This is a genomic window from Pseudorhodoferax sp. Leaf265, assembly GCF_001422365.1.
In the GTDB taxonomy this organism is placed as follows: Bacteria; Pseudomonadota; Gammaproteobacteria; order Burkholderiales; family Burkholderiaceae_C; genus Pseudorhodoferax.
On record NZ_LMMT01000039.1, the window covers coordinates 359,090 to 385,041 of the forward strand.

25 protein-coding genes are annotated in these 25,952 nt (G+C 67.3%); 2 read left to right on the top strand and 23 right to left on the bottom strand.

Annotated elements, in window-relative coordinates; all coding sequences use genetic code 11:
* Positions 1 to 9: 9 nt before the first annotated feature.
* The 4 genes from ASF45_RS35920 to ASF45_RS30615 form a co-directional block, all read right to left on the bottom strand.
* Entirely contained in the window at positions 10 to 849 is an 840-nt protein-coding gene (locus ASF45_RS35920) for a hypothetical protein (RefSeq protein WP_056672595.1), read from the bottom strand.
* Between the two features lie 41 nt (positions 850 to 890).
* The gene (locus tag ASF45_RS30605) at positions 891 to 2,279 is read right to left on the bottom strand and encodes a lipopolysaccharide biosynthesis protein (RefSeq protein WP_056672596.1); all 1,389 of its coding nucleotides are present in this window, start codon (positions 2,277 to 2,279) and stop codon (positions 891 to 893) included.
* Between the two features lie 184 nt (positions 2,280 to 2,463).
* A complete protein-coding gene (locus tag ASF45_RS30610; RefSeq protein ID WP_056672598.1) occupies positions 2,464 to 4,407 on the bottom strand; it encodes a nucleoside-diphosphate sugar epimerase/dehydratase in 1,944 nt (647 codons plus the stop codon).
* Entirely contained in the window at positions 4,407 to 5,075 is a 669-nt protein-coding gene (locus ASF45_RS30615) for an LON peptidase substrate-binding domain-containing protein (RefSeq protein WP_056672600.1), read from the bottom strand. The genes ASF45_RS30610 and ASF45_RS30615 overlap by 1 nt, the downstream gene beginning before the upstream one ends.
* Positions 5,076 to 5,083: 8 nt before the next feature.
* Here ASF45_RS30615 and ASF45_RS30620 point away from each other — a divergent pair, with 8 nt between their 5' ends.
* Entirely contained in the window at positions 5,084 to 5,638 is a 555-nt protein-coding gene (locus tag ASF45_RS30620) for a YggT family protein (RefSeq protein WP_056672602.1), read from the top strand.
* Positions 5,639 to 5,641: 3 nt separating this feature from the next.
* On the opposite strand, the gene accD is transcribed toward ASF45_RS30620, so the two are convergent.
* The 19 genes from accD to ASF45_RS30710 all read right to left on the bottom strand — a co-directional run bounded on the left by accD (position 5,642) and on the right by ASF45_RS30710 (position 24,674).
* Positions 5,642 to 6,520 carry an acetyl-CoA carboxylase, carboxyltransferase subunit beta gene (gene accD, locus ASF45_RS30625; protein WP_056672604.1) on the bottom strand — a complete coding sequence of 293 codons (879 nt, stop codon included), beginning with the start codon at positions 6,518 to 6,520 and terminating at the stop codon, positions 5,642 to 5,644.
* Positions 6,521 to 6,557: 37 nt separating this feature from the next.
* Entirely contained in the window at positions 6,558 to 7,367 is an 810-nt protein-coding gene (trpA, locus tag ASF45_RS30630; protein ID WP_056672606.1) for a tryptophan synthase subunit alpha, read from the bottom strand.
* Entirely contained in the window at positions 7,364 to 8,632 is a 1,269-nt protein-coding gene (gene trpB / locus ASF45_RS30635) for a tryptophan synthase subunit beta (protein ID WP_056672608.1), read from the bottom strand. The genes trpA and trpB overlap by 4 nt, the downstream gene beginning before the upstream one ends.
* Complete coding sequence (locus tag ASF45_RS30640) at positions 8,607 to 9,311, bottom strand: phosphoribosylanthranilate isomerase (RefSeq protein WP_056672610.1); 705 nt, start codon at positions 9,309 to 9,311, stop codon at positions 8,607 to 8,609. Before ASF45_RS30640 ends, trpB begins: the two co-directional genes overlap by 26 nt.
* Positions 9,312 to 9,368: 57 nt before the next feature.
* The gene (gene truA, locus ASF45_RS30645; RefSeq protein WP_056672612.1) at positions 9,369 to 10,151 is read right to left on the bottom strand and encodes a tRNA pseudouridine(38-40) synthase TruA; all 783 of its coding nucleotides are present in this window, start codon (positions 10,149 to 10,151) and stop codon (positions 9,369 to 9,371) included.
* Positions 10,152 to 10,177: 26 nt separating this feature from the next.
* Positions 10,178 to 12,628 (bottom strand): FimV/HubP family polar landmark protein, encoded by a 2,451-nt coding sequence (locus ASF45_RS30650; RefSeq protein WP_063887832.1) that lies wholly within the window; start codon positions 12,626 to 12,628, stop codon positions 10,178 to 10,180.
* Positions 12,629 to 12,886: 258 nt separating this feature from the next.
* On the bottom strand, positions 12,887 to 14,050 hold the full coding sequence (asd, locus tag ASF45_RS30655; protein ID WP_056672616.1) for an aspartate-semialdehyde dehydrogenase: 1,164 nt from the start codon (positions 14,048 to 14,050) through the stop codon (positions 12,887 to 12,889).
* A gap of 207 nt (positions 14,051 to 14,257) precedes the next feature.
* Positions 14,258 to 15,328, bottom strand: a complete 1,071-nt coding sequence (leuB, locus tag ASF45_RS30660; protein ID WP_056672618.1) for a 3-isopropylmalate dehydrogenase — start codon at positions 15,326 to 15,328, stop codon at positions 14,258 to 14,260.
* Positions 15,329 to 15,352: 24 nt separating this feature from the next.
* Complete coding sequence (gene leuD / locus ASF45_RS30665) at positions 15,353 to 16,006, bottom strand: 3-isopropylmalate dehydratase small subunit (RefSeq protein ID WP_056672620.1); 654 nt, start codon at positions 16,004 to 16,006, stop codon at positions 15,353 to 15,355.
* A gap of 16 nt (positions 16,007 to 16,022) precedes the next feature.
* Positions 16,023 to 16,145: an entericidin A/B family lipoprotein gene (locus ASF45_RS34140; protein WP_063887827.1), complete on the bottom strand. Its 123-nt coding sequence runs from the start codon at positions 16,143 to 16,145 to the stop codon at positions 16,023 to 16,025.
* Between the two features lie 14 nt (positions 16,146 to 16,159).
* Entirely contained in the window at positions 16,160 to 17,605 is a 1,446-nt protein-coding gene (leuC, locus tag ASF45_RS30670) for a 3-isopropylmalate dehydratase large subunit (protein ID WP_056672622.1), read from the bottom strand.
* Between the two features lie 28 nt (positions 17,606 to 17,633).
* Positions 17,634 to 18,602: a LysR substrate-binding domain-containing protein gene (locus ASF45_RS30675; RefSeq protein ID WP_056672880.1), complete on the bottom strand. Its 969-nt coding sequence runs from the start codon at positions 18,600 to 18,602 to the stop codon at positions 17,634 to 17,636.
* A gap of 162 nt (positions 18,603 to 18,764) precedes the next feature.
* Positions 18,765 to 20,075 carry a citrate synthase gene (locus ASF45_RS30680; protein ID WP_056672624.1) on the bottom strand — a complete coding sequence of 437 codons (1,311 nt, stop codon included), beginning with the start codon at positions 20,073 to 20,075 and terminating at the stop codon, positions 18,765 to 18,767.
* Positions 20,076 to 20,085: 10 nt separating this feature from the next.
* Positions 20,086 to 20,370 carry a succinate dehydrogenase assembly factor 2 gene (locus ASF45_RS30685; RefSeq protein WP_369802193.1) on the bottom strand — a complete coding sequence of 95 codons (285 nt, stop codon included), beginning with the start codon at positions 20,368 to 20,370 and terminating at the stop codon, positions 20,086 to 20,088.
* Between the two features lie 4 nt (positions 20,371 to 20,374).
* A complete protein-coding gene (locus tag ASF45_RS30690; protein WP_056672626.1) occupies positions 20,375 to 21,076 on the bottom strand; it encodes a succinate dehydrogenase iron-sulfur subunit in 702 nt (233 codons plus the stop codon).
* 14 nt (positions 21,077 to 21,090) lie between these two features.
* On the bottom strand, positions 21,091 to 22,896 hold the full coding sequence (sdhA, locus tag ASF45_RS30695) for a succinate dehydrogenase flavoprotein subunit (protein WP_056672627.1): 1,806 nt from the start codon (positions 22,894 to 22,896) through the stop codon (positions 21,091 to 21,093).
* Between the two features lie 2 nt (positions 22,897 to 22,898).
* Entirely contained in the window at positions 22,899 to 23,267 is a 369-nt protein-coding gene (gene sdhD, locus ASF45_RS30700) for a succinate dehydrogenase, hydrophobic membrane anchor protein (RefSeq protein WP_056672629.1), read from the bottom strand.
* 23 nt (positions 23,268 to 23,290) lie between these two features.
* On the bottom strand, positions 23,291 to 23,737 hold the full coding sequence (gene sdhC, locus ASF45_RS30705) for a succinate dehydrogenase, cytochrome b556 subunit (RefSeq protein WP_056672631.1): 447 nt from the start codon (positions 23,735 to 23,737) through the stop codon (positions 23,291 to 23,293).
* Between the two features lie 136 nt (positions 23,738 to 23,873).
* Complete coding sequence (locus ASF45_RS30710; RefSeq protein WP_056672633.1) at positions 23,874 to 24,674, bottom strand: GntR family transcriptional regulator; 801 nt, start codon at positions 24,672 to 24,674, stop codon at positions 23,874 to 23,876.
* 274 nt (positions 24,675 to 24,948) lie between these two features.
* Between ASF45_RS30710 and ASF45_RS30715 the strand changes: the two genes are divergently transcribed.
* Complete coding sequence (locus ASF45_RS30715) at positions 24,949 to 25,935, top strand: malate dehydrogenase (protein ID WP_056672636.1); 987 nt, start codon at positions 24,949 to 24,951, stop codon at positions 25,933 to 25,935.
* Positions 25,936 to 25,952: the final 17 nt, after the last annotated feature.

Below are 25,952 nucleotides of genomic sequence, written 5' to 3' on the forward strand. Positions count from 1 at the left end.
AAGTTCCGTTCAGCGGCCGAGCAGTGGTCCGGCAACGTCGCAGCGCAGTTGGTCGAGCCAGCGGCCGACACGGCCCATGCGGGCAGGCCGGGTGTGTTCGGATTCATCCAGATTGAGCAAGGCGGGGTTGAGCATGATCGTGTGGCCTCGTGCCCGCAACTGCGCATGCAGGGCAATGTGCTCGCACACCTCTTCGCCCGCCGGGCCGACGCCGCAATAGCGCGCGCCCGACAGCACCGAACGGCGGTAGATGGCCAGACCGCCGAAGGCGGAGTCCACTGCAATCCAGGGCTGGTCCGGAGCGATGTGGCGCATTCTGGAGTAAACGGCCGACCAGCGCGCCGCGTACCGGGGCGTTCCTTGAGCCACCAACTGGCGGTAACGCGCCCAGCAGTCGTCGGGGCTCCACGTCGGATGGCGCAATGCCCAGATGTCGTAGTACAGACCGCGCTGGTTGGCGCAGCAGACATCCCAGTCGCCGCGGCGCCAGCATGAGGCCACGGCGTTGCGGTCCAGCAGATGGTTGGTGCCATCGAGATCTGCCACCACGACCCATTGGACCGAGGCATACAAGGGGTTGTTGTCGATCTCCTGCAGGTAGCGGTTGCGGCAGTGCGCGATCCGATCGGTGCGCAGCGGTAGCCGCGTGCGCAGGTGGCCCAGCGAAAGCGTCCGCAAGCCGGGCATGCTGGCGCCCATGGCCTGCAGCACTTCGACGGTGCGATCTGTGCTGTCGGACTCGACAATCAGCCACTGGCGGTGCGTGAAGCCGGCAAAGGCGGATTGCAAGGCGCCGATCTCAGCCGCGACGTGCCGGTCGATGTTGCGCGCAACGCCGACGATCAGCAAGGGCCGGGTGCATGCCTGGACATAGCCGGCGTCAGGCGACCTCATGGCGTACCCCGAAGATGCCGCAGCAGGAACACGGCGTAGGGGAGCATGATGCAAAGCACGTAGCCCACCACGGTCGCGCCGACAATCCCGTCGACGCCGAGGGTCGATGGCAGCCATAACTTCAGCGGCAGAGCGACGGTGCAGAACGCCATGGTCACGATCAACTGGAATTTCATCAGGCTGCGGCCATTCAAGTACATCGAGATGCAATGTCCCAGCGCCTCGAGGACCACCCAAATCCCAAACAGGACGACGAGGCGCGTGGGCACGGTTTGCCCCGGCCCAAGCCACAGCGCGATCAGACGTTCTGCGAGCAGCCCCAGTGTGACGCTGGCCACCGTTGCATAGACCAGCGTCCACCTCATGGAGCGCAGCAGTGTCTGGCGTAGGAACTTTGCATCGCCGCGCGCTTGGGCATCGGCGTAGGCAACCCACAGTGGTGTGTTCACGACGCTCAACGGAACCGTGACGAACTGGAACAGTCTTTGGACGAGCACCATCGGTGTCACTGCTGCGGCGCCGACCACTGATGCCGCGATTAAAGCATCGCTGTGCCAGCCGATCGCACTGCCGATCTGCAAGGCCAGAAAGACGCTGGAGATGCCCATCAGGCTGCGCAAGTCACTGCGCCCCGAAACGTGCGGTCCGTCAGGGGCTTCGCAGCGCGCGGGACGCAGCTTGCGCCATAACAAGGGCAACAGTGCCAGGGGCAGCAAGGTCTGAAAGCCGTAGGTGGCAAACAGTAGCCACGGGATCGAGGCGTCATGTTGGACCAGCAGGTAGACGAACAGCGGCGACACCACGTAGCCGGCGGCTCGCGTGAGGTGAACGATCCAGACGTGCTGCAGGCCGAAGAAGACGCGCTGCACCCCGAACAGTGGCAGGCCGATGGCAAACAGCCCTATGAAGGTGTCCACGGTCTGCCGCGTCTCGGCCCGCAAGGTATCTGAGCTGACCCGGATGAGGCGATCAAGGGAAAACAGATGGGTCAGTGCCATGAGCGCCACGCCTGCGACCAGCCCCATCGCCGTCAGCAGCAGCAATCCGCGGGCGACGATCTGCCGCAGGCGGTGTGCCGATTCGACGGCCCGGGCCCGAGCCACGCGATTGACCAGGCCGTTGCCGACGCCGAGGTCCAGGAACATGAGCACGTTGGCGACGCTGGCTACGCTCATCCAGATGCCGAAGCGCTCTGGCTGCAGTGCGGGCAGCGTCAGTGACACCAGGATCAGCAGATTGGCCACGCCCGCCGCAGAACTCAAGGCATTGCTGAGGCTGTTCAAGGCGGCAAGGCGGTAGCGTTCGGCAGAGCGGCCGTCGGCACTGGACGGCGTCGTACCGCCAGGGGCCAGCAGTTGCGCGAGGGCACTCAGGAAGTTGCGCATCGGTGTGGGTTGGCAGTCGGCTGCTCCGATGCTTCAGTTGGAGATGCGCTGTCCTGCGACCAGGACTCCGGATGGATCAACCCGATAGCACTGGCAGCGACCGCGGGTCGCCATTCGGTGCGCGGGCCGCTCGCGCGGCCAGGCCTGGCCGCGTCCAGCAACGTGGATGGCGTGTACCCTCATGCTAGGGCGACTGGCTCGGCAGAAAGCCTGGCACCAGCTCGCGCAGCAGCGCGCGCGACCGGTCGGGGCGGCCTTGGCAAGCTGCATCCAGCAGAGCCTTCAGCGGGGTCTGCAGCCTCGGCCATGGCAGATACTCTTCCTGCGCTCGCAGAATCCGCGGATGCTCCGTCGGCTCTGGGTTGTCGCCGATGAGCAGTTCCTCGTAGAGCTTCTCCCCCGGTCGCAGTCCCGTGACCGTCACGGCGACATCGCCGTGCGGATGCGCTGCATCGCGCACGCGCAAGCCTGACAGGGCGACCATGCGCAGCGCTAGGTCCATGATTTTCACGGGCTGCCCCATGTTCAGCACGAACACATCACCCCCACGCGCCATGGCGCCCGCCTGCAACACCAGTTGCGCGGCCTCGGCAATCGTCATGAAGTAGCGCGTGACCTCCGCATGGGTGACGGTCAATGGCCCGCCGGCCGCAAGCTGCCGGCGGAACAGCGGCACCACGCTGCCGCTGGAGCCCAGCACGTTGCCGAAGCGCACCATCGAAAAGCGCGTGTTGTTGCGCAGTTCGGCCGGCGGCGCATTGCGCGGCGTGTCGAAGGCCGCCACGGGGGTGGCCGCCAACGCCTGCAGGATCAGCTCGGCCACCCGCTTGCTCGCGCCCATCACGTTGGTGGGCCGCACGGCCTTGTCGGTGGAGATCAGCACGAAGTGCTCGGCGCCACTGGCCATGGCCGCGCGCGCGAGATTCAAGGTGCCCAGCACGTTGTTCATGACGCCTTCGGCCGCGTTGTCCTCGACCAGCGGCACGTGTTTGTAGGCCGCGGCGTGGTAGACCGTGGTGGGCTGCCAGCGCTGGAACAGCGCTGCCAGACGGGCGTAGTGCACCACGCTGCCCAGCACGGGCACCAGTTCCACGCCACCGCCTTGCCGCGCGACCAGGCTCTGCAGCTCCGCGTGGATGCTGTACAGCGCGAACTCGCTGTGGTCCAGCAGCACCAGCCGCTTCGGCCGTTCGCGCAGGATCTGGCGGCACAGCTCGCCGCCGATGCTGCCGCCTGCCCCCGTGACCAGCACCGTGCAGCCGGCCAAATTGCGCGCCAGCAGTTCAGGCCGCGGCGGTACCGGCTCGCGGCCCAGCAGGTCTTCGATGTCGAGCTCGTGAATGTCCTGCACGCTCACGCGGCCGCTGGCCAGGTCGGCCAGGCTGGGCAGCGTGCGCACGTGCACGGGCAGCGGCTGCAGGCTCTTGAGGATGTCGTTGCGGCGCTCGCGGGCCGCGCTCGGGATGGCCAGCAGGATGTCCTGTACGCGCAGGCGTGCGACCAGCGCGGGCAGCTCGCGCGGCGCGAACACGCGCACGCCGTGGATGCTGCGGCCGACCTTGGCCGCGTCGTCGTCGATGAAGCCGAGCAGCCGGTAGGGCTGGTGGCCGTTCAGCAGCGCGGCAGCGGCCTCGGCGCCCGCTTGGCCTGCGCCGTAGACCATGAGCCGACGCGGGGCACGCAGGCCGTGCCGTGCTTGCGCGTCGAGCCATGCGCGCGCGAGTGTGCGGCTGGCCAGCACCAGCAGAAGGAAAATCAATGGCTGCAGGATGCCCAAACTGCGCGGTACCACCGACAGGCCCGCGTTCTGCATCACGGCCAGTGCGGCCAGCAGCATCAGCGCGTACAGCGCAATGGCCTGGGCCGTGGCGACCAGCGTGGCCACCCCCGTATAGCGGAAGATGGCGCGGTACAGGCCGAAGCGCACGAACACGGGCACCGACAGCAGCGGTGCCACCGTGTACACGGCCCACTGATCTTGCTCGGGCCAGTGCAAAGTGTCCAGGCGCAGCGTGAAGGCCAGCCAGGTCGCGGCCAACGACAGGAACACGTCCGTGGCCACGACCACTGCGCGCTTGACGGCGCGTGGCCAGCCGAGCACGGCGGAAGAGCTGCGCGCTGCCGGCATCAGGCCTTGTCGTGCCGTGCCAGCAGATCGCCCACCAGCTCCAGCCGCACCAGCGGGTTGTCCAGCTCCATGAGCTGCTGCTTCACGGCTAGCGGCAAGGGCAGCAACTCGCACCAGCGGTTGGCCAGCCAGCCGCAGTCGTCCCAGTGCCAGGGCGCGCGCAATGGCCACTGCTCCTCGGGGATGGCGCGCGCGCGCCAACTGTCCAGCAGCTGTTCGAGTCCGGTCGCCACCTCGCGCAGGTCATCCGGCACGGCCACGGGCGCGTCGTCGGGAAGCGCTTGTGCATCGGCTGTCCACAGCCCATGCGGCAGCTGGCGTGCCGCCCCGATGCGAAAGCGCGTACCCCCCTCGCAGACGATGTTCATGAGCCCCGGTTGCGGCCGTTCGACCGTGCGCACATGGGCCAGCGTGCCGACCTGCAAAAACTCCTCCGCTGGCGCGCCGGCGCGGCGCACCTCGCTGCCCTGGTGCAGCGCCACCACGCCGAAGGGACGGCCCTCGCGCTGGCACTGGCCGACCATGTCCAGGTAGCGCACCTCGAAAATGCGCAGCGGCAGCAGGCCGCCCGGGAACAGCACGGTGGACAGCGGAAACAGTGGCAGGGGTGAGGGGATCAAGGGGCCGGCCGGATTGTTGCAGCCGCTATCATCCCATGCGCTTTTCATAGGGCCGCATGCTGTACCAAATCTTCGCTTTTCTGCTCGAGGTCGTCGCCGGCTTGCTGGGCAGCGCCTGCTTGCTGCGGCTGTACATGCAGCACCAGCGCATCCCGTTCGGCAATCCCATCGGCAGCCTGGTGTTCGCGCTGACGGACTGGCTGGTGCTGCCGCTGCGCAAGGTCGTGCGTCCGGTGGGCCGCTGGGATCTGGCCAGCCTGGTTGGCGCATTCCTGCTCAAGCTCGCCCAATACTTCCTGCTGTGGCTCATGACGGGCGGCGCACTCGTCGTGGTGCCGGTCATGGCCTTGTTCGGCGTGATCGGCCTCGTGATCTACGGCCTCACGGGCCTGCTGATCGTCTACGCCGTGATGTCCTGGGTGCAGACGCAGTCGCCGCTCTACGACGTGCTGTCCCGCCTGCTGGCGCCGCCGCTGCGGCCGCTGCGGCGCATGGTGCCGCTGGTGGGGGGCATGGACCTCACGCCGCTGATCCTGCTGGTGCTGCTGCAGGTGGCGTCCATCGTGCTGCAGCACGCCTTGCGCGGCGTGCTGGGCGGCATGAGCTTCTGAGAATCAGCTGGCGCTGACCGCGTCGGCCGGCTGGCGCTGCAGCATGGCCAGCGAGCTGGCGATGGTGCGGCGCAGGTCCTTGCGGTTGCAGATCAGGTCGACCGCACCCTTTTGCTGCAGGAACTCGGCACGCTGGAAGCCTTCGGGCAGCGTCACGCGCACGGTGGACTCGATCACGCGCGGGCCGGCGAAGCCGATCAGCGCCTTGGGTTCGGCGATGACCATGTCGCCGACGAAGGCGAAGCCGGCGCTCACGCCGCCCATGGTCGGGTCGGTCAGCACGCTGATGTAGGGCAGGCCCTTCTTGGCCAGGCGCGTCAGGGACGCGTTGGTCTTGGCCATCTGCATCAGCGACAGCAGGCCTTCCTGCATGCGCGCGCCGCCGGTGGCGGTGAAGCAGATGAAGGGCACCTTCTGGTCGATGGCCGCGTGCACGCCGCGCACGAAGCGCTCGCCCACCACGCTGCCCATGCTGCCGCCCATGAACTCGAACTCGAAGCAGGCCACCACCACGTTCAGCCCATGGAGCGCGCCGCCCATGACGATGAGCGCATCCGTCTCCTCGGTGTTGTCCAGCGCTTCCTTGAGCCGCTCGGGGTACTTGCGGCTGTCCTTGAACTTGAGCGGGTCCATGGGCAGGACTTCGTGGCCGATCTCGTAGCGGCCTTCGGGGTCCAGGAAGCTGTCCAGGCGCGCGCGTGCGCCGATGCGGTGGTGGTGGCCGCAGGTCGGGCAGACGTTCAGGTTCTTTTCCAGATCCGTCTTGTAGAGCACGCTCTCGCAGCTCGGGCACTTGATCCACAGGCCCTCGGGCACCTGGCGGCGCTCGGCGGGGTCGCTGGGCTGGATCTTGGCGGGAAGCAGTTTTTCGAGCCAGGACATGGGATTGGCTACTCCGGAGGGACGAACGGGGTGGGGATTATGCGTCGAGCGCCGAACGGATGCCGCGCAGGAACGCGGCCGCCGTGGGGGCGACCTGCGCGCGGGGCTGGTCGTCGAGCAGCTGGATGATCCTGCTGCCGATGACCACGGCGTCGGCCACGCGGCCCACGGCCTGGGCCGAGGTGGCGTCGCGGATGCCGAAGCCGACACCCACGGGCAGCTGCACATGGCGGCGGATGCGCGGCAGCATGGCCTCGACCGCGGCCGTGTCCAGCGTGCCGGCGCCCGTCACGCCCTTGAGCGAGACGTAGTAGACGTAGCCGCTGGCGACCTCGGCCACTTGGCGCATGCGCTCGTCGGTGGACGTGGGCGCGAGCAGGAAGATCAGGTCGATGTCCTTGGCGCGCAGGCGGGCCGCGAAGTCCACGCACTCCTCGGGCGGGTAGTCGACGACCAGCACGCCGTCGACACCGGCGGCCGCCGCATCGCGCGGAAAGCTGTCGGCACCATGGCGCTGCTCGTAGCGCTCGACCGGGTTGGCGTAGCCCATCAGCACCACGGGCGTCTGCTGGTCCTTGTCGCGGAAGGCTTTGACCATCGCGAGCACCTGGACCATGCCAACGCCCAGCGCCAGGGCTTTCTCGCCGGCTGCCTGGATCACCGGGCCGTCGGCCATGGGGTCGCTGAACGGCACGCCGAGCTCGATCACATCGGCGCCGGCCGCGACCATGGCGTGCATGAGTTCGGGCGTGACGTCGGCGTAGGGGAAGCCGGCCGTGACGTAGGGGATCAGGGCCTTGCGGCCTTGCTGCTTCAGCTGCGCGAAGGTGGTGGCGATGCGGCTCATGCCTGGCCTCCCTTCACGGCGTGGCCGCGCATGGAGGGGCGGTCGTAGAAGTCCTCGCCCGACAGGTCGGCCACGGTGCCGATGTCCTTGTCGCCACGGCCGGACAGGTTCACCAGGATGCTCTGGTCCGGGCGCATGGTTGGTGCCAGCTTGCGCGCGTAAGCGAACGCGTGGGCCGACTCCAGCGCAGGGATGATGCCCTCGGTGCGGCACAGATAGTGGAAGGCATCCAGCGCTTCGGCGTCGGTGGCGCCGACGTATTCGGCGCGGCCGATGTCCTTCAGGAAGGCATGTTCCGGCCCCACACCCGGGTAGTCCAGGCCGGCGCTGATGCTGTGCGTCTCGGTCACCTGGCCGTTCTCGTCCTGCAGCAGGTAGGTGCGGTTGCCGTGGAGCACGCCGGCGCTGCCGCGTTGCAACGAAGCGGCGTGCTTGCCGCTGTCCAGGCCCTGGCCAGTGGCTTCCACGCCGATCAGGCGGGTGCCTGCATGGTCGATGTACGGGTAGAAGATGCCGATGGCGTTGCTGCCGCCGCCCACGCAGGCCAGCACGGCGTCGGGCTGGTCGTTCTTGCATCCCGCCGCCGCCAGCATCTCGGGCATCTGCACCAGGCATTCGTTGCCGATCACGCTCTGGAAGTCGCGCACCATCATCGGGTAGGGGTGCGGACCGGCCACGGTGCCGATGATGTAGAAGGTGTTGTCCACGTTGGCGACCCAGTCGCGCATGGCTTCGTTGAGCGAGTCCTTGAGCGTCTTGCTGCCGCTGTCCACGGGCACCACGGTGGCGCCCAGCAGCTTCATGCGGAACACGTTGGGGCTCTGGCGCTTGACGTCCTCGCTGCCCATGTAGACCACGCACTCCAGGCCGTAGCGCGCGCAGATGGTGGCCGTGGCCACGCCGTGCTGGCCGGCGCCGGTCTCGGCGATCACACGCGGCTTGCCCATGCGCTTGGCCAGCATGGCCTGGCCGATCACGTTGTTGATCTTGTGCGCGCCGGTGTGGTTGAGGTCTTCGCGTTTGAGGAAGATCTGCGCGCCGCCGTGTTCGCGGCTGCTGCGCGCGGCGTGGTAGACGGGCGAGGGCCGGCCGACGAAGTGGGCCAGTTCGCTCTTGAATTCGGCGATGAATTCGGGGTCGTTCTGGTAGCGGGCGTAGGCCTCGCGCAGTTCGGCGATGGCGTGGGTCAGCGTCTCGGAGATGAAGCTGCCGCCGTAGATGCCGAAATGGCCCGAGGCATCAGGCTGTTGATAAGGGGTCGACATGTTGAATCTTTGCAAAGTGCGCGTCGGCGGCGCGGACGGCCGCGACGAAGCGGTTGATCTTGTCGGCGTCCTTGATGCCCTTGGAGGCCTCGACGCCGGAACTCACATCAACGGCCAGCGACAGCGCGCGTGGCCGCACCTGCAAGATGCCATCGGTCACGTTTGCAGGCGTGAGTCCACCACTCAAGACGAGGTGAGAGTCGACGCTTGTTGGCAGGAGTGACCAATTGAATGCCTTGCCGCCGCCGCCGTATCCCTCGACATGGGCGTCGAGCAGGATGGCCTGGGCTTGGGAAAATTCGGCTGCGAATCTTACCAAGTCGAAGGGGGCTGCGTTTTCATCCAGCGGGATGCGGGCCGCGCGCACGAAGGGGCGGGCAGGGTGGGCCGTGGCGGCCAGGCACTGGGCCGGCGTTTCGTCGCCGTGGAACTGCACCATGGCGCCCGGGACCTGGTCGCAGGTGGTGGCCACCTCTTGCGGCGGCGTGTTGACGAACAGCAGCACGGGCGTGACGAAGGGTGGCAGCCGGCGGGCGAGCTCGGCTGCGCGGCGCGGTGTGACGTAGCGCGGGCTCTTGTCGTAGAGCACGAAGCCGACGGCGTCGGCACCGGCAGCGACGGCGGCCTCCAGGTCCTGCTCGCGCGTGATGCCGCAGATCTTGATGCGGGTTCTGGTCATGGGGAAACCTCTGCCCAGGTGGGCGGCAGTGGGGCGCTCTCTCAGGCGGGGCAGCGCTCAGGGGAGCCAATCATAGGCAGCCGTGCGTTCCGGCAGGCCCCAATGGTCTTCGTAGCGTGGCCCCAGGAAGTACAGGCCGTCGGGCGAGAAGGTGGGCGCGGCCACGCGGCGGTCGCGTGCGGCCAGCACCTCGGCCATCCATGCCACGGGCTGGTCGCCCTTGCCCACGACCAACAGGCAGCCCATGAGGTTGCGGATCATGTGGTGCAGGAAGGCGTCGGCCTCGAACTCGAAGCGCCAGTAGGCACCACGCCGCGAGACCTCGATGCGGCGCATGGTCTTGACCGGCGTGCGCGCCTGGCATTGCGACGCGCGGAATGAGGTGAAGTCGTGCTCGCCCAGCAACAGCGCGGCGGCGGCCTGCATGGGGGCCTGCGCCAGCGGGCGGTGCACCCAGCCGATGCGGCCACGCTCCACGCTGGGCCGCACGGGCGACTCCATGAGCACGTAGGCATAGCGCCGGCCGATGGCGCTGGCGCGCGCGTGGAACTGCTCCGTGACCGGGTGGGCCCACTGCACGGCGATGTCGCCGGGCAGGTAGCTGTTGGTGCCTCGCACCCAGGCATGGGTTTCACGCGCGACGGTGGTGTCGAAGTGCACGACCTGCATGAGCCCGTGCACGCCGGCATCGGTGCGGCCGGCGCAGATGGTGCCGATGTCCTGCTGCGCGAAGTTGCCCAGCGCTTGCTCCAGCTTGTCCTGCACGGTCTTGCCCGAAGGCTGGCTCTGCCAGCCGTCGTAGGCCTGGCCCGCATAGCTGACTCCGAGTGCCAGACGCACCAGCGATCCCCTTGCCCGCGCGCCGCTCAGCCGAGGGCGGCCAGGAAGCGCTGGGCCTGGGCCTTGAGCGGCCCGGTGGCCTCGGCCAGTACTTCTTCGGCCAGCGCGCGCGCGCCGTCGTCATCGCCGATGGCCTGGAACTCCTCGGCCAGGGCCAGCTTGGTGGCCAGCGGGTCGTCGGCCTCCGGTTCGGCGGCGGGCTCGGCAGCCGCGGCCTTGCCATCAGGTTCACCCAGATCCAGCGACAGCGAGCCCAGGTCGAAGGGCAGCAGGTCGGAATCGGCGGCCGGTGCGGGCGTGGGCGCCGCCAGCGGTGCCTTGTAGGTGCTCTGCACGTCGAAATCGAGGTCCATGGCCTCGGCCATGGGCGGCGCCAGGGGCTCGTCAGCGTCGGACGCGGGCTTGGCTGGCACGGGCAGCGGGGTTGGGCTGTCGTCGTCGCCGAGGTCCAGGCTGATGTCTGGCATGGGCTGCAGCGCGGGCGCCGGTGGCGCGGGGGGCGTCAGCACGGGGTCCGGCCACAGCGATTCGTCGCTGTCTTCGGCCGCAGCCGGGCGCGGCGCCACAGCAGCACCTGCGACGGCGGCAGCAGCGGCTGCAGCGCCGAGGCCGGCCACTGCGCCACCGCGCCAGAGCGGGTGCTCGGGTTGCAGCTCGCGGCCCAGCGCGGCGATGGCCTCCCACTCGGGACCTGTGCCGCCGGTCAGCGCATGCGCCTTCTCGGCCGTGGCCTGCAGTGCGATCGCGTCGCGGCGCTTGGCGTAGATTTCGGCCAGCTTGGCGTGGATGGCCACGCGCTGGGGCGTACTGCGCAGGGCTTCCTGGAGGATTTCCTCGGCCTGCAGGTCACGGCCATAGGCCATGTAGACCTCGGCCTCGGCCACGGGGTCGACCTCGCTGCTGGTGTCGAACTGGCTCGGCGAGTACACGGCCGAGGCCGCCGCCTCGCTCTCGGCGGCGGTGTCCACGTGCTGGCCGCCGCTGCTCGCGAAGAACGACTCCACTGGCTCCTTCAGGCGGCTTTCTTCCTCGGCCACCTGGCGGCGCTGGCGCGCACGGTAGATGCCCAGCGCGGCCAGCAAGGCGATCAGTGCCGCTGCCGCAGCCAGCAGCAAGGGGCTGTGGCGCAGGCTGTCGAGCAGGCCGCCGTCTTCCTGCACGGCCGGCGCGGGTCCGGGCGCTGGCAAGGCCTTGGCGGCGGAGGCCGGCTCTGCGGCGGGTGCCGGTGCGGCAGGTTCCGGCGCGGGCGCGGGCGGCGCGGCTGTTGCGGGGCCCGGGGCCGGTGCTGGAGCCGAGGCCGTCGGCTCCGGTGCGGGAGCAGGCGCTGGAGCCGGCGCGGATGCGGTCGGGGCTGCGCCACCGGCGCCCAGCTTGTTGAGCGCGTCGATGTTGCGCGACAGTTCCGCGACGCGGTCCGCCGCTTCCTTGCCGGCCTTGTCGCGGGCGATCTTTTCGTCCTGCGCGCGGCTCTGCACGCCGCCTTTGGACAGGGTGAGCCGGTCCGGCGCCGTCGCCGCGGGCCGGTTGTCTTCGACCTTGCCCTGCACGCGCCCACTGGCCGAACGCTGGGCGCTGCCAGGGACCGATGGCACCTGGCCCGCCAGCTGGCTGCGGTAGGCATTGAAGTCGCGCGATTGGGCCGCGATGGTGCGCGTGGCCTCGTCCGCGGGAACGGCGGCAGCCTGGTTCGCGCTGGGCAGGTCCAGCACCGCGCCTGCGCGCAGGCGGTTGACGTTGCCGTCGATGAAGGCGTTCGGATTGCTGCGCAGCATGGCGACCAGCATCTGGTCGAGCGAGACGTTGGGCGGCTTGTTGGCAGAGGCGATGCGGCTGGCGGTGTCGCCGCGGCGCACCGTGGCGGTGCCGGGTACGCCGCTGGGCACTGGTGCCGATGCCGCCGCCCGTGCTGCCGGCGCCGGCGGCGCTGCGGAAGCTGGCGTTGGGGCCGGCGCTGGGACAGGGGTCGACGCAGGGTTCGGCGCTGGCGTCGGCACTGCAGCAGCCGGGGGGGGCGCCGGCGGGCGAGCGGGCGGCGGTGCCACGGCGGCGCTGGGCGGCAACTGCGGGGCCGTCGGCGCAGCGGCTTGGCGCTGCTGCGGTGGGTCCAGCAGCAAGGTGTAGTCGCGCACCGCCCGGCCAGAGGCCCAGTTGGCCTGCAGGATCAGGTCGATGAAGGGTTCGCTGACGGGGCGGTCGCTGCTGAGCCGCAACACGGCGCGGCCATCGGCCCGTCGCGCACGTTCGATACGCACCGTGCCCAAGGCGGCGTTGTACTCGAGGCCGGCCGCGCGGAAAGCCTGCGGCGTGGCGATCGCGGCCTGCAGCGTGCGGGACTCTTCTTCCGTGATGTCCGGCAGCTCGATCTCGGCGCGCAAGGGCTCGCCGAGGGCCGATTGCACCGTGGCCCGGCCCAGCGTCAAAGCCTGGGCCTGCTGCAGCGGGGCGAAGAGGGCCGCGGTGGCGGTCGCCGCCACCATGCTGCGCTTCCAGCTCTGCGACGCCAGCTTCAACTTTGGTTTGTCATCAGCCTGTTCAACAGCATTGGAACGTTTGATCATGCAAATGGACGGGCCGACTTGGTTACTAAAAAGAACGGTAGCAGCAATGCTTTAGGCTGACAAGCTCAAGCGGCTTGGGAGCCGGCGCTGCATTGGAGCGCGCATTCTCGCTGCACTGCGATGTTGCCAGACGACAACGGCCCGCCAGGGGCGGGCCGTGTCATGGGCGTGGGCAGTTCAGGCCTGCAGCAGCACGCGCAGCGTGCGGCGCAGCGGCTCGGCCGCGCCCCACAGCAGCTGGTCGCCGATCGTGAAGGCGCCCACGTATTCCGGGCCCATGGCCAGCTTGCGGATGCGGCCGACCGGGATGTTCAGCGTGCCGGTGGTGACCACGGGCGTCAGGCCCTTGAGCGTGTCCTCGCGGGTGTTCGGCACCACGCGGACCCAGTCGTTGTCCTGCGCGATCATGGCTTCGATGTCCGCGAGCGGCACGTTCTTCTTGAGCTTGAAGGTCAGCGCCTGGCTGTGGCAACGCATGGCGCCGATGCGCACGCAGAAGCCGTCGACCGGGGTGATGCCCGTGCCGAAGGACGGGCCCTGGCCCAGGATCTTGTTGGTCTCGGCGCCGCCCTTCCACTCTTCCTTGGACATGCCCCATTCGGCATCGTCCTGCGACTTGCCCAGGCCCAGGTCCTTGTCGATCCAGGGGATCAGGCTGCCGCCCAGCGGCACGCCGAAGTTGGCGGTCTCATCCGCCGTCAGGGCCTTCTGCTTGGCCAGCACCTTGCGGTCGATTTCGAGGATGGCGGACTTGGGGTCGTTGAGCAGGTCGCGCACCTCGCCGTGGATGCTGCCGAACTGCGTCAGCAACTCGCGCATGTGCTGGGCACCGCCGCCGGACGCGGCCTGGTAGGTCATGGTGCTCATCCACTCGACCAGGCCGGCCTTGTACAGCGCGCCCACGCCCATCAGCATGCAGCTCACGGTGCAGTTGCCGCCGATCCAGTTCCTGCCGCCCTTGGCCAGCGCGCGCTGCATCACGGGCAGGTTGACCGGGTCGAGCACGATGACGGCGTCGTCCTTCATGCGCAACGTGGAGGCGGCGTCGATCCAATGGCCGTTCCAGCCGGCGGCGCGCAGCTTGGGGAAGACCTCGGTGGTGTAGTCGCCGCCCTGGGCCGTGATGATGATGTCGCAGCGCTTGAGCGCGGCGATGTCGTAGGCGTCCTGCAGCGTGGTTTCGTTCTTGGCCTGCGCAGGCGCCTTGCCGCCTGCGTTGGAGGTCGAGAAGAACACCGGTTCGATGAGTGCGAAATCGCCCTCGGCCTGCATGCGATCGATCAGGACCGAGCCGACCATGCCGCGCCAGCCGACGAGGCCGACCAGATTACCTACCTTCATCACATTGCCCTTTCAAGTAAAAAAACAAACAGCGCCTGATGGACTGCTCGCCTGGCGCGTCGGAGGCCAGGAAGGGCGCACGACGAACCAGGCTGCGTCAGCCCGTAATGGTGGTCGTGGTTTTGGTGGAGATGTCGGCCGCCGCAGCCATGCCGAGCGGCATGGACAGGATTGCGGAGCAGGCGGCGGCGGACATGGGGCGAGATTCTAGCCCAGCGCCTTCAGCACTGCATCGCCCATCTCGCGCGTGCCGACCTTGGTCGTGCCTTCGCTGTAGATGTCGGGCGTGCGCAGGCCCTGCGCCAGCACCTTTTGCACGGCCGCCTCGATGCGGTCGGCAGCGGCCACTTGGTTCAGCGAGAAGCGCAGCATCATCGCGGCCGACAGGATGGTGGCCAGCGGGTTGGCCACGCCCTGGCCGGCGATGTCGGGGGCACTGCCGTGGCTGGGCTCGTACAGGCCCTGGTTGCTGCTGTTCAGGCTGGCCGAGGGCAGCATGCCGATGGAGCCGGTCAGCATGGCGGCGGCGTCGGACAGGATGTCGCCGAACATGTTGCCGGTCACGACCACGTCGAACTTCTTGGGCGCCTTGACGAGCTGCATCGCGGCGTTGTCCACGTACATGTGGTCGAGTGCAACGTCCGGGTACTCCTTGCCGATCTCGGTGACCACGTCCTTCCAGAGCTGGAAGGTCTCCAGCACGTTGGCCTTGTCCACGCTGGTCACGCGCTTGTTGCGCTTGCGGGCGGCCTCGAAGGCCACGCGCGCAATGCGCTCGATCTCCGGGCGCGAATAGCGCATCGTGTCGAAGGCTTCCTCGGCACCGGGGAAGTGGCCGTCGGGCGAGACACGACGGCCGCGCGGCTGGCCGAAGTAGATGTCGCCGGTCAGCTCGCGGATGATCAGGATGTCCAGGCCCGCGACCAGCTCGGGCTTGAGGCTGGAGGCGCCCACGAGCTGCTCGTAGCAGATGGCGGGGCGGAAGTTGGCGAACAGGCCCAGGTTCTTGCGCAGGCCCAGGATGGCCTGCTCGGGCCGCAGCGGGCGGTCCAGCGTGTCGTACTTCCAGTCGCCGACGGCGCCGAACAGCACGGCGTCGGCTTCCTTGGCCAGCTTGAGTGTGGCCTCGGGCAGCGGGTGGCCGTGGGCGTCGTAGGCTGCGCCGCCGACCAGGGCGGTCTCCATCTCGAGCTTCAGGTCGAGGGCGTTGAGCACGCGGACGGCCTGTTCGACGATCTCGGTGCCGATGCCGTCACCCGGCAGAACTGCGATTTTCATGTGCGTAGAAAGTTGGTTGAAGGATCAGGCGGACAGCATGGTGTTGGCCAGCCAGGGCTTGGCCGCCAGGCGCTCGGCCTCGAAGGCGCGGATCTTGTCGGCATGGCGCAGCGTCAGGCCGATGTCGTCGAAGCCGTTGAGCAGGCAGTACTTGCGGAAAGGCTGCACGTCGAACGCGATCTCCTCGCCCTGCGGCCGCACGATGACCTGGCGCTCCAGGTCCACGGTCAGCTGGTAGCCCGGGAAGGCGAAGCACTCGTCGAACAGCTGGGCGATCGTGGCCTCGGGCAGCACGATGGGCAACAGGCCGTTCTTGAAGCTGTTGTTGAAGAAGATATCGGCGAAGCTCGGCGCCAGGATGGCGCGGAAGCCGTACTGGTCCAGCGCCCAGGGCGCATGCTCGCGCGAGGAGCCGCAGCCGAAGTTCTTGCGCGCCAGCAGGATGGAGGCGCCCTTGTAGCGCGGCTGGTTCAACACGAAGTCGGGATTCGGCTTGCGCGCGGATTCCGGCACGCCGGGCTCGCCCTTGTCAAGGTAGCGCCACTCGTCGAACAGGTTCACGCCGAAGCCGGTCTTCTTGATCGACTTGAGGAACTGCTTGGGGATGATGGCGTCGGTGTCGACGTTCTCGCGGTCCATGGGCGCGACCAGGCCCTTGTGAATGGTGAATTTCTGCATGGCGATGTTCCTGGGTTTATTTGGCCGAGCGCTCGATGGCTTCGCCGGCGCGTTGCACGTCCTTGCCAACACCCTTGACGGTGTTGCAGGCGGCCAGCGCGAGGGCGGCGGCCAGCAGCAGTGCAGTGGTGGCTCTCATGGTGTGTGGCTCCTTCAGGCGAACTGGCGCACGTCGACGAAATGGCCGTGCACCGCCGCGGCCGCAGCCATGGCCGGGCTGACCAGATGGGTGCGGCCGCCGGCGCCCTGGCGGCCTTCGAAGTTGCGGTTGCTCGTGGAGGCACAGCGCTCGCCCGGCTCCAGCCGGTCGGCGTTCATGGCCAAGCACATGGAGCAGCCCGGCTCGCGCCACTCGAAGCCTGCGGCCTTGAAGATCTCGTGCAGGCCTTCGCGCTCGGCCTGTTCCTTCACGAGGCCCGAGCCCGGCACGACCATGGCGAGCTTGACGTTCTTGGCGACCTTCTGGCCCAGCTTCTTGACCACGGCGGCGGCCTCGCGCATGTCCTCGATGCGGCTGTTGGTGCAGCTGCCGATGAAGACCTTGTCGACGAAGATGTCGTCCAGCGCCTTGCCCGGCTCCAGGTTCATGTAGGTCAGCGCGCGCTCGATGGCGCCGCGCTTGTTGGCGTCCTTCTCCTTGTCGGGATCGGGCACGCGGCCGTCGATGCCCAGCACCATCTCGGGCGAGGTGCCCCAGGTGACCTGCGGCACGATCTGCGTGGCGTCCAGTTCGACCACGGTGTCGAACTTCGCGCCGGGGTCGGAGTGCAGCGTCTTCCAGTAGGCCACGGCCTGGTCCCAGGCCACGCCGGTAGGTGCCAGCGGGCGGCCCTTGACGTACTCGATGGTCTTGTCGTCCACCGCCACCAGGCCGGCGCGTGCGCCGCCTTCGATGGCCATGTTGCACACCGTCATGCGGCCTTCCATGGACAGACCGCGGATGGCCGAGCCGGCGAACTCGATGGTGTAGCCCGTGCCGCCGGCCGTGCCGATCTTGCCGATGATGGCCAGCACGATGTCCTTGGCGGTCACGCCCTTGGCCAGCTGGCCCTCCACCTTGACCAGCATGTTCTTGGCCTTCTTGGCCAAGAGCGTCTGTGTGGCCATCACGTGCTCGACCTCGCTGGTGCCGATGCCGTGCGCCAGCGCACCGAAGGCGCCGTGGGTGGAGGTGTGGCTGTCGCCGCAGACGACGGTCATGCCTGGCAGCGTGGCGCCGTTCTCGGGGCCGATCACGTGCACGATGCCTTGGCGCTTGTGCATGAAGGGGAAGAACGCGGCCGCGCCGAACTCCTTGATGTTGCTGTCCAGCGTGGTGATCTGCTCCTTGCTGATCGGGTCGGCGATGCCGTCGTAGCCCTGTTCCCAGCCCGTGGTCGGCGTGTTGTGGTCGGCCGTGGCCACGATGGAGCTCACGCGCCAGACCTTGCGGCCGGCCTGGCGGATGCCCTCGAAGGCCTGCGGACTCGTGACCTCATGCACCAGGTGCCGGTCGATGTACAGCACCGCCGTGCCGTCTTCCTCGGTGTGGACGGTGTGCTCGTCGAAGATCTTGTCGTAGAGGGTGCGCGCACCCGCTTGGCTGGTGGTGAGGCTCATGGGCTTCTTTCGTGGGGGACTGATTGGTTCAAACGGCGACGGCCTGGTCCGTGGACTGCGGCTCGCCGATGGCTTCGGGTGGCGGCGCCAGGTGCTCGACGAGCAGCCGCGCCGTGACAGGCAGCGTGGAGAAGTCGCGCGCCACCATGCGGATCTGGCGCTCGGCCCAAGTGTCGCTGAGCGGCACGTGTTCGAGGTCGCCGACGCCGTGCATGAGCTCGAACGCGCGCTGCGGCATCACGCCGATGCCCAGGCCGTTGTGGATCATGCGGCACATGGCGTCCAGGCCCGTGACCTGGATGCGCAGCTTGATGGCGTGGCCCAGCTGCGCGGCGGCGCTGCGGGTGGCCAGGTGGATGGAGCTGTTGCTGGGCAGGCCGACCTGGTCGAAGGCCAGCGAGGCCTCGTACGGCACGGCGCCGCGGCCGGCCAGCGCATGGCCACGCGGCACGATCAGCACGAGCCGGTCGCGCCGGTAGGCGCGCGTCTGCAGCGCCTCGCCAGCGGATTCGGCGGCCGCGGCATTGCACAGCCCCAAGTCGGCCGCGCCTTCCTGTACGGCGCGCACAATCTCGCTGGACAGGTGCTCCTCCAGGTCGATCTTGATGCCACCATGGGCGCGCACGAAGGCGCCCAGGTCCTCGGGCAGAAACTGCACGATGGCCGAGATGCTGGCGTGCACGCGCACATGGCCGCGCACGCCGTCGGCGTACTCGCTGAGCTCACCCTGCATGCGGTCCAGGCTGAACAGCACCGAGCGGGCGTGGTGCAGCAGGCTCTCTCCGGCCGGCGTGAGGTCCACGCCGCGCGCATGGCGGTACAGCAGCGTGGTCTGCAGCAGGGTTTCCAGGTCCGACAGCCGCTTGCTGACGGCCGAGGCGGCAATGAATTCGCGCTCCGCCGCCTTGCCGATGCTGCCCAATTCGTAGACGGCCACGAACAGCTGCAAGGACGTGAGGTCGATGCGGCGGGCAAAGTTGCGTTCGGAAGGCTTCATCATGGTGGGGCATCGCCTGTGGCGACGGGGCGGCCATTTTCCTACGGTTTTCGTGCGCAGGGCATCGCGGATCACGATGCCTCTCCTGCCGGCCGTGGACGAGAAAAAGCCCCGCGGGCCAGCAGGCCGGCGGGGCTTGGTGAACCTAGTGGCGGCAGTCGATCAGCGCTTGGCGAGCGGCTGCACGTCGCGCTTGGTGGAACCCGTGAACAGCTGGCGCGGACGGCCGATCTTGTACTCGGGGTCGCCGATCATCTCGTTCAGCTGGGCGATCCAGCCGACCGTGCGGGCCAGCGCGAAGATGGCCGTGAACAGCGGCACCGGGATGCCGATGGCGCGCTGCACGATGCCCGAGTAGAAGTCCACGTTCGGGTACAGCTTGCGCGAGACGAAGTACTCGTCTTCCAGGGCGATCTTTTCCAGTTCCTTGGCCAGCTTGAACAGCGGGTCCTTTTCCAGGCCCAGCTCGGTCAGCACCTCGTTGCAGGTTTCCTGCATGAGCTTGGCGCGCGGGTCGTAGTTCTTGTAGACCCGGTGGCCGAAGCCCATCAGCTTGACGCTGGAGTTCTTGTCCTTGACCTTCTTGATGAACTCGCCGATTTTCTCCACGCCACCTTCCTTCTGGATGTCGTAGAGCATGTTCAGCGCCGCCTCGTTGGCGCCACCGTGGGCGGGGCCCCACAGGCAGGCGACACCGGCGGCGATGGCGGCGAACGGGTTGGTGCCCGAGGAGCCGCACAGGCGCACCGTGGAGGTGGATGCGTTCTGCTCGTGGTCGGCGTGCAGGATGAAGATGCGGTCCAGCGCGCGTTCCAGCACCGGGCTGACCTTGTACTCCTCGCAGGGCGTGGCGAACATCATGTGCAGGAAGTTGCCTGCATAGCTGAGGTCGTTGCGCGGGTACATGTACGGCTGGCCGATGGTGTACTTGTAGGCCATCGCGACCAGCGTCGGCATCTTGGCGATCAGGCGGATCGCGGAGATGTTGCGGTGCTCGGGATTGTTGATGTCCGTGCTGTCGTGGTAGAAGGCCGACAGCGCGCCGACCAGGCCCGTCATGATGGCCATCGGGTGCGCATCACGGCGGAAGCCACGCAGGAAGAACTGCATCTGCTCGTTGACCATGGTGTGGTTGGTCACGAGCTTGGTGAACTTGCTCTTTTCCTCGGTGTTCGGCAGTTCGCCGTACAGCAGCAGGTGGCAGGTTTCCAGGAAGTCGCAGTTGGTGGCCAACTGTTCGATCGGGTAGCCGCGGTACAGCAGTTCGCCCTTGTCGCCGTCGATGTAGGTGATGGCGGACTGGCACGACGCCGTGGACAGGAAGCCCGGGTCGTAGGTGAACATTCCGGTCTGCGCGTAGAGCTTGCGGATGTCCACGACATCCGGACCGACGTTGCCCTGGTACACAGGCAACTCGACGCTCGGACTGCCATTGCTGAACGACAGCGTGGCTTTGTTTTCGGCTAGTTTCATGTTCACCCTTTCAGCGGTTTTCTCGTAACAGATTCAGGACAGCGCGCGTCTCCGCGTTGTCCAGCGCAGGACTGACCTGTTCCAGCGTCTTGCGTGCCAGTTGCAGGTCGAGCAGGTCGTGGTCTCCCAATTCCATCAATTGCGACAGGGCCTGGGCCTGTGCCGCCGTGACCGTTGGACCGTGGCGTTCGAAGAATCGTTCCAGGAACAGATCGTTCTCCAGCAGGCCGCGCCGGCAGCGCCAGCGCAGCATCGCCAGCGCGCGTTCGTCGAGAACTTCCTGCGCTTGGGCCACGGCATCAGACGGTGCGAAGCACCATCATCTCCTTGATCTTCCCGATGGCCTTGGTCGGGTTCAGATGCTTGGGGCACACGTCCACGCAGTTCATGATCGTGTGGCAGCGGAACAGGCGGTACGGGTCTTCCAGGTTGTCCAGGCGCTCGGCCGTGGCTTCGTCGCGGCTGTCGGCGATGAAGCGGTAGGCCTGCAGCAGGCCGGCCGGGCCGACGAACTTGTCCGGGTTCCACCAGAAGCTCGGGCAGCTCGTGGAGCAGCTCGCGCACAGGATGCACTCGTACAAACCGTTCAGCTCCTCGCGCTCCTCGGGCGATTGCAGGCGTTCCTTGTCGGGTGCCAGGCTCTCGGTGATGAGGTAGGGCTTGATGGAGTGGTACTGCTTGAAGAACTGCGTCATGTCCACGATCAGGTCGCGGATCACGGGCAGGCCGGGCAGCGGCTTCAGGACCACGGGGTCCTTCAGCGTGTTCATGTTGGTCAGGCAGGCCAGGCCGTTCTTACCGTTGATGTTCATCGCGTCCGAGCCGCAGACGCCTTCGCGGCAGGAGCGGCGGAACGAGATCGTCGGGTCCTGCTGCTTGAGCTTGACCAGGGCGTCCAGCAGCATGCGTTCGCTGCCGTCGAGTTCGATCTCGACGGTCTGCATGTAGGGCTTGGCGTCCTTGTCCGGGTCGTAGCGGTAGATCTGGAATGTGCGCTTCATCGTGTGGGACCTTGTTAGAACGTACGGACCTTGGGCGGGATCGAATCGACCGTCAGGGGCTTCAGGTTGACCGGCTTGTAGGTCAGGTTGTTGCCTTCGCTGTGCCACAGCGTGTGCTTCATCCATTCCTTGTCGTTGCGGCCTAGCGGGAACTCGGCGTGGTCGGCCGGGTGCTCGTAGTCGTAGACGGTGTGGGCGCCGCGGCATTCCTTGCGGGCGGCGGCCGAGGTCATGGTGGCCTGGGCGACTTCGATCAGGTTGTCGACTTCCAGGGCTTCCATGCGGGCCGTGTTCCAGACCATGGACTTATCCTTCAGCGTGACGCCGGAGACGCGGTCACGGATGGCGTTCACCTTGGTCACGCCCTCGTCCATGCTGGCCTGCGTGCGGAACACGCCAGCGTGCTGCTGCATGGTGGCGCGGATGTCGTTGGCCACGTCCTGCGCGTAGGCCCCGCCCGTGGAGTCCTGCAGCTGGTTCAGGCGGGCCAGCGTCTTGTCGCCCGCGTCGGCCGGCAGCGGCTTGTGCTCGCCCGAGCCCTTGACGAACTCGACGATGTGCTTGCCTGCGGATTTGCCGAACACCAGCAGGTCCAGCAGCGAGTTCGTGCCCAGGCGGTTGGCGCCGTGCACCGACACGCAGGAGCACTCGCCGACCGCGTACAGGCCGTTGACGATGTTGTTCTGCTGGCCGTCGTGCGTGACCACCTGGCCGTTGATGTTGGTCGGGATGCCACCCATCTGGTAATGGATGGTCGGTACCACGGGAATCGGTTCCTTGGTGATGTCGACGTTGGCGAAGTTGTGGCCGATCTCTTCCACCGAGGGCAGGCGCTTGCGGATGGTGTCGGCGCCCAGGTGGTCCAGCTTCATGAGGATGTAGTCCTTGTTGGGACCGCAACCGCGACCTTCCTTGATTTCCTGGTCCATGGAGCGCGAGACGAAGTCGCGCGGTGCCAAGTCCTTCAGCGTGGGCGCATAGCGCTCCATGAAGCGTTCGCCGTTGCTGTTCAGAAGGATCGCGCCTTCGCCGCGGCAGCCTTCGGTCAGCAGCACGCCGGCACCGGCCACGCCGGTCGGGTGGAACTGCCAGAACTCCATGTCCTGCAGCGGGATGCCGGCGCGTGCCGCCATGCCCAGGCCGTCGCCGGTGTTGATGAAGGCGTTGGTCGATGCCGCGAAGATGCGGCCGGCACCGCCGGTGGCCAGCAGCACGGCCTTGGCCTGCAGCGCGTAGAGCTCACCGGTTTCCAATTCGAGGGCGGTCACGCCGACCACGTCGCCATCGGCGTCGCGGATCAGGTCCAGCGCCATCCACTCGACGAAGAAGTTGGTCTTGGCCTTGACGTTCTGCTGGTACAGCGTGTGCAGCATGGCGTGGCCGGTGCGGTCGGCCGCGGCGCAGGCGCGCTGCACGGGTTTCTCGCCGTAGTTGGCGGTGTGGCCGCCGAAGGGGCGCTGGTAGATCGTGCCGTCGGGGTTGCGGTCGAACGGCATGCCGAAGTGCTCGAGCTCGATCACGACCTTGGGCGCTTCACGGCACATGAACTCGATGGCGTCCTGGTCGCCCAGCCAGTCGGAGCCCTTGATGGTGTCGTAGAAGTGGTAGTGCCAGTTGTCCTCGGACATGTTGCCCAGCGAGGCAGACACGCCGCCCTGCGCTGCCACGGTGTGCGAACGCGTCGGAAAGACCTTGGACAGCGAGGCGACGGACAGGCCGGCGCGCGAGAGTTCGAGTGCGGCGCGCATGCCGGAGCCGCCGGCGCCGACGATCACGACGTCGAACTTGCGCTTGTTGATGTTCTGCTTGGTGTAGCTCATGCTCACAGTCTCCAGAGGACTTGGATGGCCCAGCCGGCACAGCCGACCAGCCAGACGATGGTGAAAATCTGGAGCACGAGACGGAGCCAGACTGCTGCGGTGATGTAGTCCATCAGCACATCGCGCATGCCCACCCACACGTGGTAGAGCAGGGCGACGATGACGGAGAAGGTCAGTACCTTCATCCATTGGGCCGCGAAGATGCCGGCCCACAGGTCATAGCCGATGGGGCCCTTGGTCAGCAGCAGCTGCGCCAGCACGATGACGGTGAACAGCGCCATGAGCACGCCGGTGACGCGCTGCGCGAGCCAGTCGCGCAGGCCGTAGTGCGCACCGACGACGATGCGCTTGGATCCGTAGTTGACAGCCATGGGGAGACTTTTCCTTGTTGTGATCAGTAGACGCCGAACAGCTTCAAACCCAGCACCAGCGTGAGGCCCAGGCTCAGCGCCAGCACGGTGACGGCCGAGGTCTTGCCGAACTGCTTGTTCACGGCGTTGTGACTCACGTCCATCCACAGATGACGCAGGCCTGCGATGAAATGGTGCAGGTAGGCCCACATCAGTGCCAGCACCACCAGCTTGAGGAACCAGCCGGGTGCGAAGCCCAGGCCGGTGCTGAATGCGGCCTTGAAGCGTGCGAACGACAGCTCGGAGGTGACCGAGGTGTCGAACATCCAGATGATGAAGGGCATCAACAGGAACATCAGCACGCCGCTGGCGCGGTGCAGGATGGACACCCAGCCTGCGGCCGGCAGCCGGTAGGTCGGCAGATCGGTGAGGGCGTTGATGTTGCGGAACTCGGGGCGTTTGGGTCGTGCTGAGGAGGCGGCTTCTGTCATGAATGCGCTTTCGTGGATGTAACTGCCTTGTAATTGTGTCGCGGCGGTTAACCCAAAATTCTATTGCAATGCAACAGGGCAAACGCGACGAAGCTTTGCAAAGCCAGTCGCGCATGCGTCTGGCGCTGTGCGAAGGTCAGCTCAGATCGTTGCGGTAGTGGTGCGTGTCGGTGCGGTAGAGGCCGCGCCGCAGCTCCATCGGCGTGTCGTTGTAGGTATAGGCCACGCGCTCCACGCTGAGCAGCGGCGTGGCGGGTGCGACCTGCAGGATAGCGGCCTGCTCGGTGTCGGGCAGCACGGCGCGGATCTTCTCTTCGGCGCGCACCATGCGCACGCCGAACTCGGTTTCGAACAGCGCGTAAGTGGGGCCGCGAAAGCCCGCCATGCGCTCGGCCGTCAGGCCCTTGAAGGGGCCGCCTGGCAGCCACAGGTCTTCGAGGATGGTCGGCGTCTGGGCGCCGCCATCGGCGGCGAAGGAGAGCACACGGCGCACCTGCATCACCGCATCGCCGCCGCGCAGGCCGAGCGCGCGCGCGATCTCGGCGTTGGCGCGGGTGCGTTTGCATTCGAGGAAGCTGCGCTGCGCCGGGCCTTCGCGGTCCACGTCGCCGTCGTCGGGCACGAGCTTCAAGAAGCGGTAGCGCACATGCTGCTCGGTGTGCGTCGCGACGAAGGTGCCCTTGCCCTGGCGCCGCACCAGTAGATTTTCGCCAGCCAGTTCATCGACCGCCTTGCGCACCGTGCCCTGGCTCACGCGGAAGCGGGCGGCCAGCTCGATCTCGCTCGGGATCAGCTCTCCGGGCTTCCACTCGCCGGCCTGCAGCCGCTGCAGGATCAGGCCCTTGATCTGCTGGTACAGCGGGCTGAAGGCCGGTGTGGCATTCGGACCCGTTTCCAGGGGGGGCTCGGCGGCGTTGCCAGGGGTGGGTGCGGGCATGGAACTTGGGGCAGGTGCCGGGAGTCGGAACGCCTGGCGGGGTTGGGTGACGCGCGGACGGCCGGCGTCTCCGCCAGCCTTCCATGCCCGCGCACGCGGCGCCGCAGCGCGCGGCTGCGGGGTGGGCAATCTTATCTTATATAAGACATAAGACAAATTGACCACTTTCATGGAACACGGGTAAACTCTAGGGCTGTCCCCCGGGCCTGCGCGCTCACTGTTCCGTCGCCTGGGCGGGGGTGTTTCTCCCTCCTTCCTTTTCGGAGCCTTCCTCATGAGCAAAAAGCCTGTCCGCGTGGCCGTCACTGGTGCAGCTGGTCAAATCGGTTACGCCCTCCTGTTCCGCATCGCGTCGGGCGAAATGCTGGGCAAGGACCAGCCGGTGATCCTGCAATTGCTGGAGATCCCGGACGAGAAGGCCCAGAAGGCGCTCAAGGGCGTGATCATGGAGCTGGACGACTGCGCGTTCCCGCTGCTGGTCGGCATCGAGGCCCACAGCGACCCGATGACCGCGTTCAAGGACACCGACTACGCGCTGCTGGTCGGCTCGCGTCCGCGTGGCCCCGGCATGGAACGTGCCGAACTGCTGGCCGTCAACGGCGCCATCTTCACGGCCCAGGGCAAGGCACTGAACGCCGTCGCCAGCCGCAACGTCAAGGTGCTGGTGGTCGGCAACCCCGCCAACACCAACGCCTACATCGCCATGAAGAGTGCGCCGGACCTGCCGCGCAAGAACTTCACCGCCATGCTGCGCCTGGACCACAACCGCGCTGCCAGCCAGCTGGCCGCCAAGACCGGCAAGCCCGTGGCCGACATCGAGAAGCTGACCGTCTGGGGCAACCACTCGCCGACGATGTACGCCGACTACCGTTTCGCCACCATCAAGGGCGAGAGCGTGGCCAAGCTGATCAATGACCAGGTCTGGAACGCGGACACCTTCCTGCCCACCGTCGGCAAGCGCGGCGCTGCCATCATCGAAGCCCGTGGCCTGTCTTCGGCTGCCTCGGCCGCCAACGCCGCCATCGACCACATGCGCGACTGGGCCCTGGGCACCAACGGCAAGTGGGTCACCATGGGCATCCCGTCGGATGGCCAGTACGGCATTCCGAAGGATGTGATGTTCGGCTTCCCCGTCACCTGCGAAAACGGTGAGTACAAGCTGGTCGAGGGCCTGGAGATCGACGCGTTCAGCCAGGAGCGCATCAACAAGACGCTGAAGGAACTGCAGGACGAGCAGGCCGGCGTCGCCCACCTGCTCTGATCCTCGGACGTTCGCAC

Coding starts and splice junctions, on each gene's coding strand:
- ASF45_RS30605 (WP_056672596.1), bottom strand. CDS start 2,279: ATGCGCAACTTCCTGAGTGCCCTCGCGCAACTGCTGGCCCCTGGCGGT.
- ASF45_RS30610 (WP_056672598.1), bottom strand. CDS start 4,407: ATGCCGGCAGCGCGCAGCTCTTCCGCCGTGCTCGGCTGGCCACGCGCC.
- ASF45_RS30615 (WP_056672600.1), bottom strand. CDS start 5,075: ATGAAAAGCGCATGGGATGATAGCGGCTGCAACAATCCGGCCGGCCCC.
- ASF45_RS30620 (WP_056672602.1), top strand. CDS start 5,084: ATGCTGTACCAAATCTTCGCTTTTCTGCTCGAGGTCGTCGCCGGCTTG.
- accD (WP_056672604.1), bottom strand. CDS start 6,520: ATGTCCTGGCTCGAAAAACTGCTTCCCGCCAAGATCCAGCCCAGCGAC.
- trpA (WP_056672606.1), bottom strand. CDS start 7,367: ATGAGCCGCATCGCCACCACCTTCGCGCAGCTGAAGCAGCAAGGCCGC.
- trpB (WP_056672608.1), bottom strand. CDS start 8,632: ATGTCGACCCCTTATCAACAGCCTGATGCCTCGGGCCATTTCGGCATC.
- ASF45_RS30640 (WP_056672610.1), bottom strand. CDS start 9,311: ATGACCAGAACCCGCATCAAGATCTGCGGCATCACGCGCGAGCAGGAC.
- ASF45_RS30650 (WP_063887832.1), bottom strand. CDS start 12,628: ATGGTGGCGGCGACCGCCACCGCGGCCCTCTTCGCCCCGCTGCAGCAG.
- asd (WP_056672616.1), bottom strand. CDS start 14,050: ATGAAGGTAGGTAATCTGGTCGGCCTCGTCGGCTGGCGCGGCATGGTC.
- leuB (WP_056672618.1), bottom strand. CDS start 15,328: ATGAAAATCGCAGTTCTGCCGGGTGACGGCATCGGCACCGAGATCGTC.
- leuD (WP_056672620.1), bottom strand. CDS start 16,006: ATGCAGAAATTCACCATTCACAAGGGCCTGGTCGCGCCCATGGACCGC.
- ASF45_RS34140 (WP_063887827.1), bottom strand. CDS start 16,145: ATGAGAGCCACCACTGCACTGCTGCTGGCCGCCGCCCTCGCGCTGGCC.
- leuC (WP_056672622.1), bottom strand. CDS start 17,605: ATGAGCCTCACCACCAGCCAAGCGGGTGCGCGCACCCTCTACGACAAG.
- ASF45_RS30675 (WP_056672880.1), bottom strand. CDS start 18,602: ATGAAGCCTTCCGAACGCAACTTTGCCCGCCGCATCGACCTCACGTCC.
- ASF45_RS30680 (WP_056672624.1), bottom strand. CDS start 20,075: ATGAAACTAGCCGAAAACAAAGCCACGCTGTCGTTCAGCAATGGCAGT.
- ASF45_RS30690 (WP_056672626.1), bottom strand. CDS start 21,076: ATGAAGCGCACATTCCAGATCTACCGCTACGACCCGGACAAGGACGCC.
- sdhA (WP_056672627.1), bottom strand. CDS start 22,896: ATGAGCTACACCAAGCAGAACATCAACAAGCGCAAGTTCGACGTCGTG.
- sdhD (WP_056672629.1), bottom strand. CDS start 23,267: ATGGCTGTCAACTACGGATCCAAGCGCATCGTCGTCGGTGCGCACTAC.
- sdhC (WP_056672631.1), bottom strand. CDS start 23,737: ATGACAGAAGCCGCCTCCTCAGCACGACCCAAACGCCCCGAGTTCCGC.
- ASF45_RS30710 (WP_056672633.1), bottom strand. CDS start 24,674: ATGCCCGCACCCACCCCTGGCAACGCCGCCGAGCCCCCCCTGGAAACG.
- ASF45_RS30715 (WP_056672636.1), top strand. CDS start 24,949: ATGAGCAAAAAGCCTGTCCGCGTGGCCGTCACTGGTGCAGCTGGTCAA.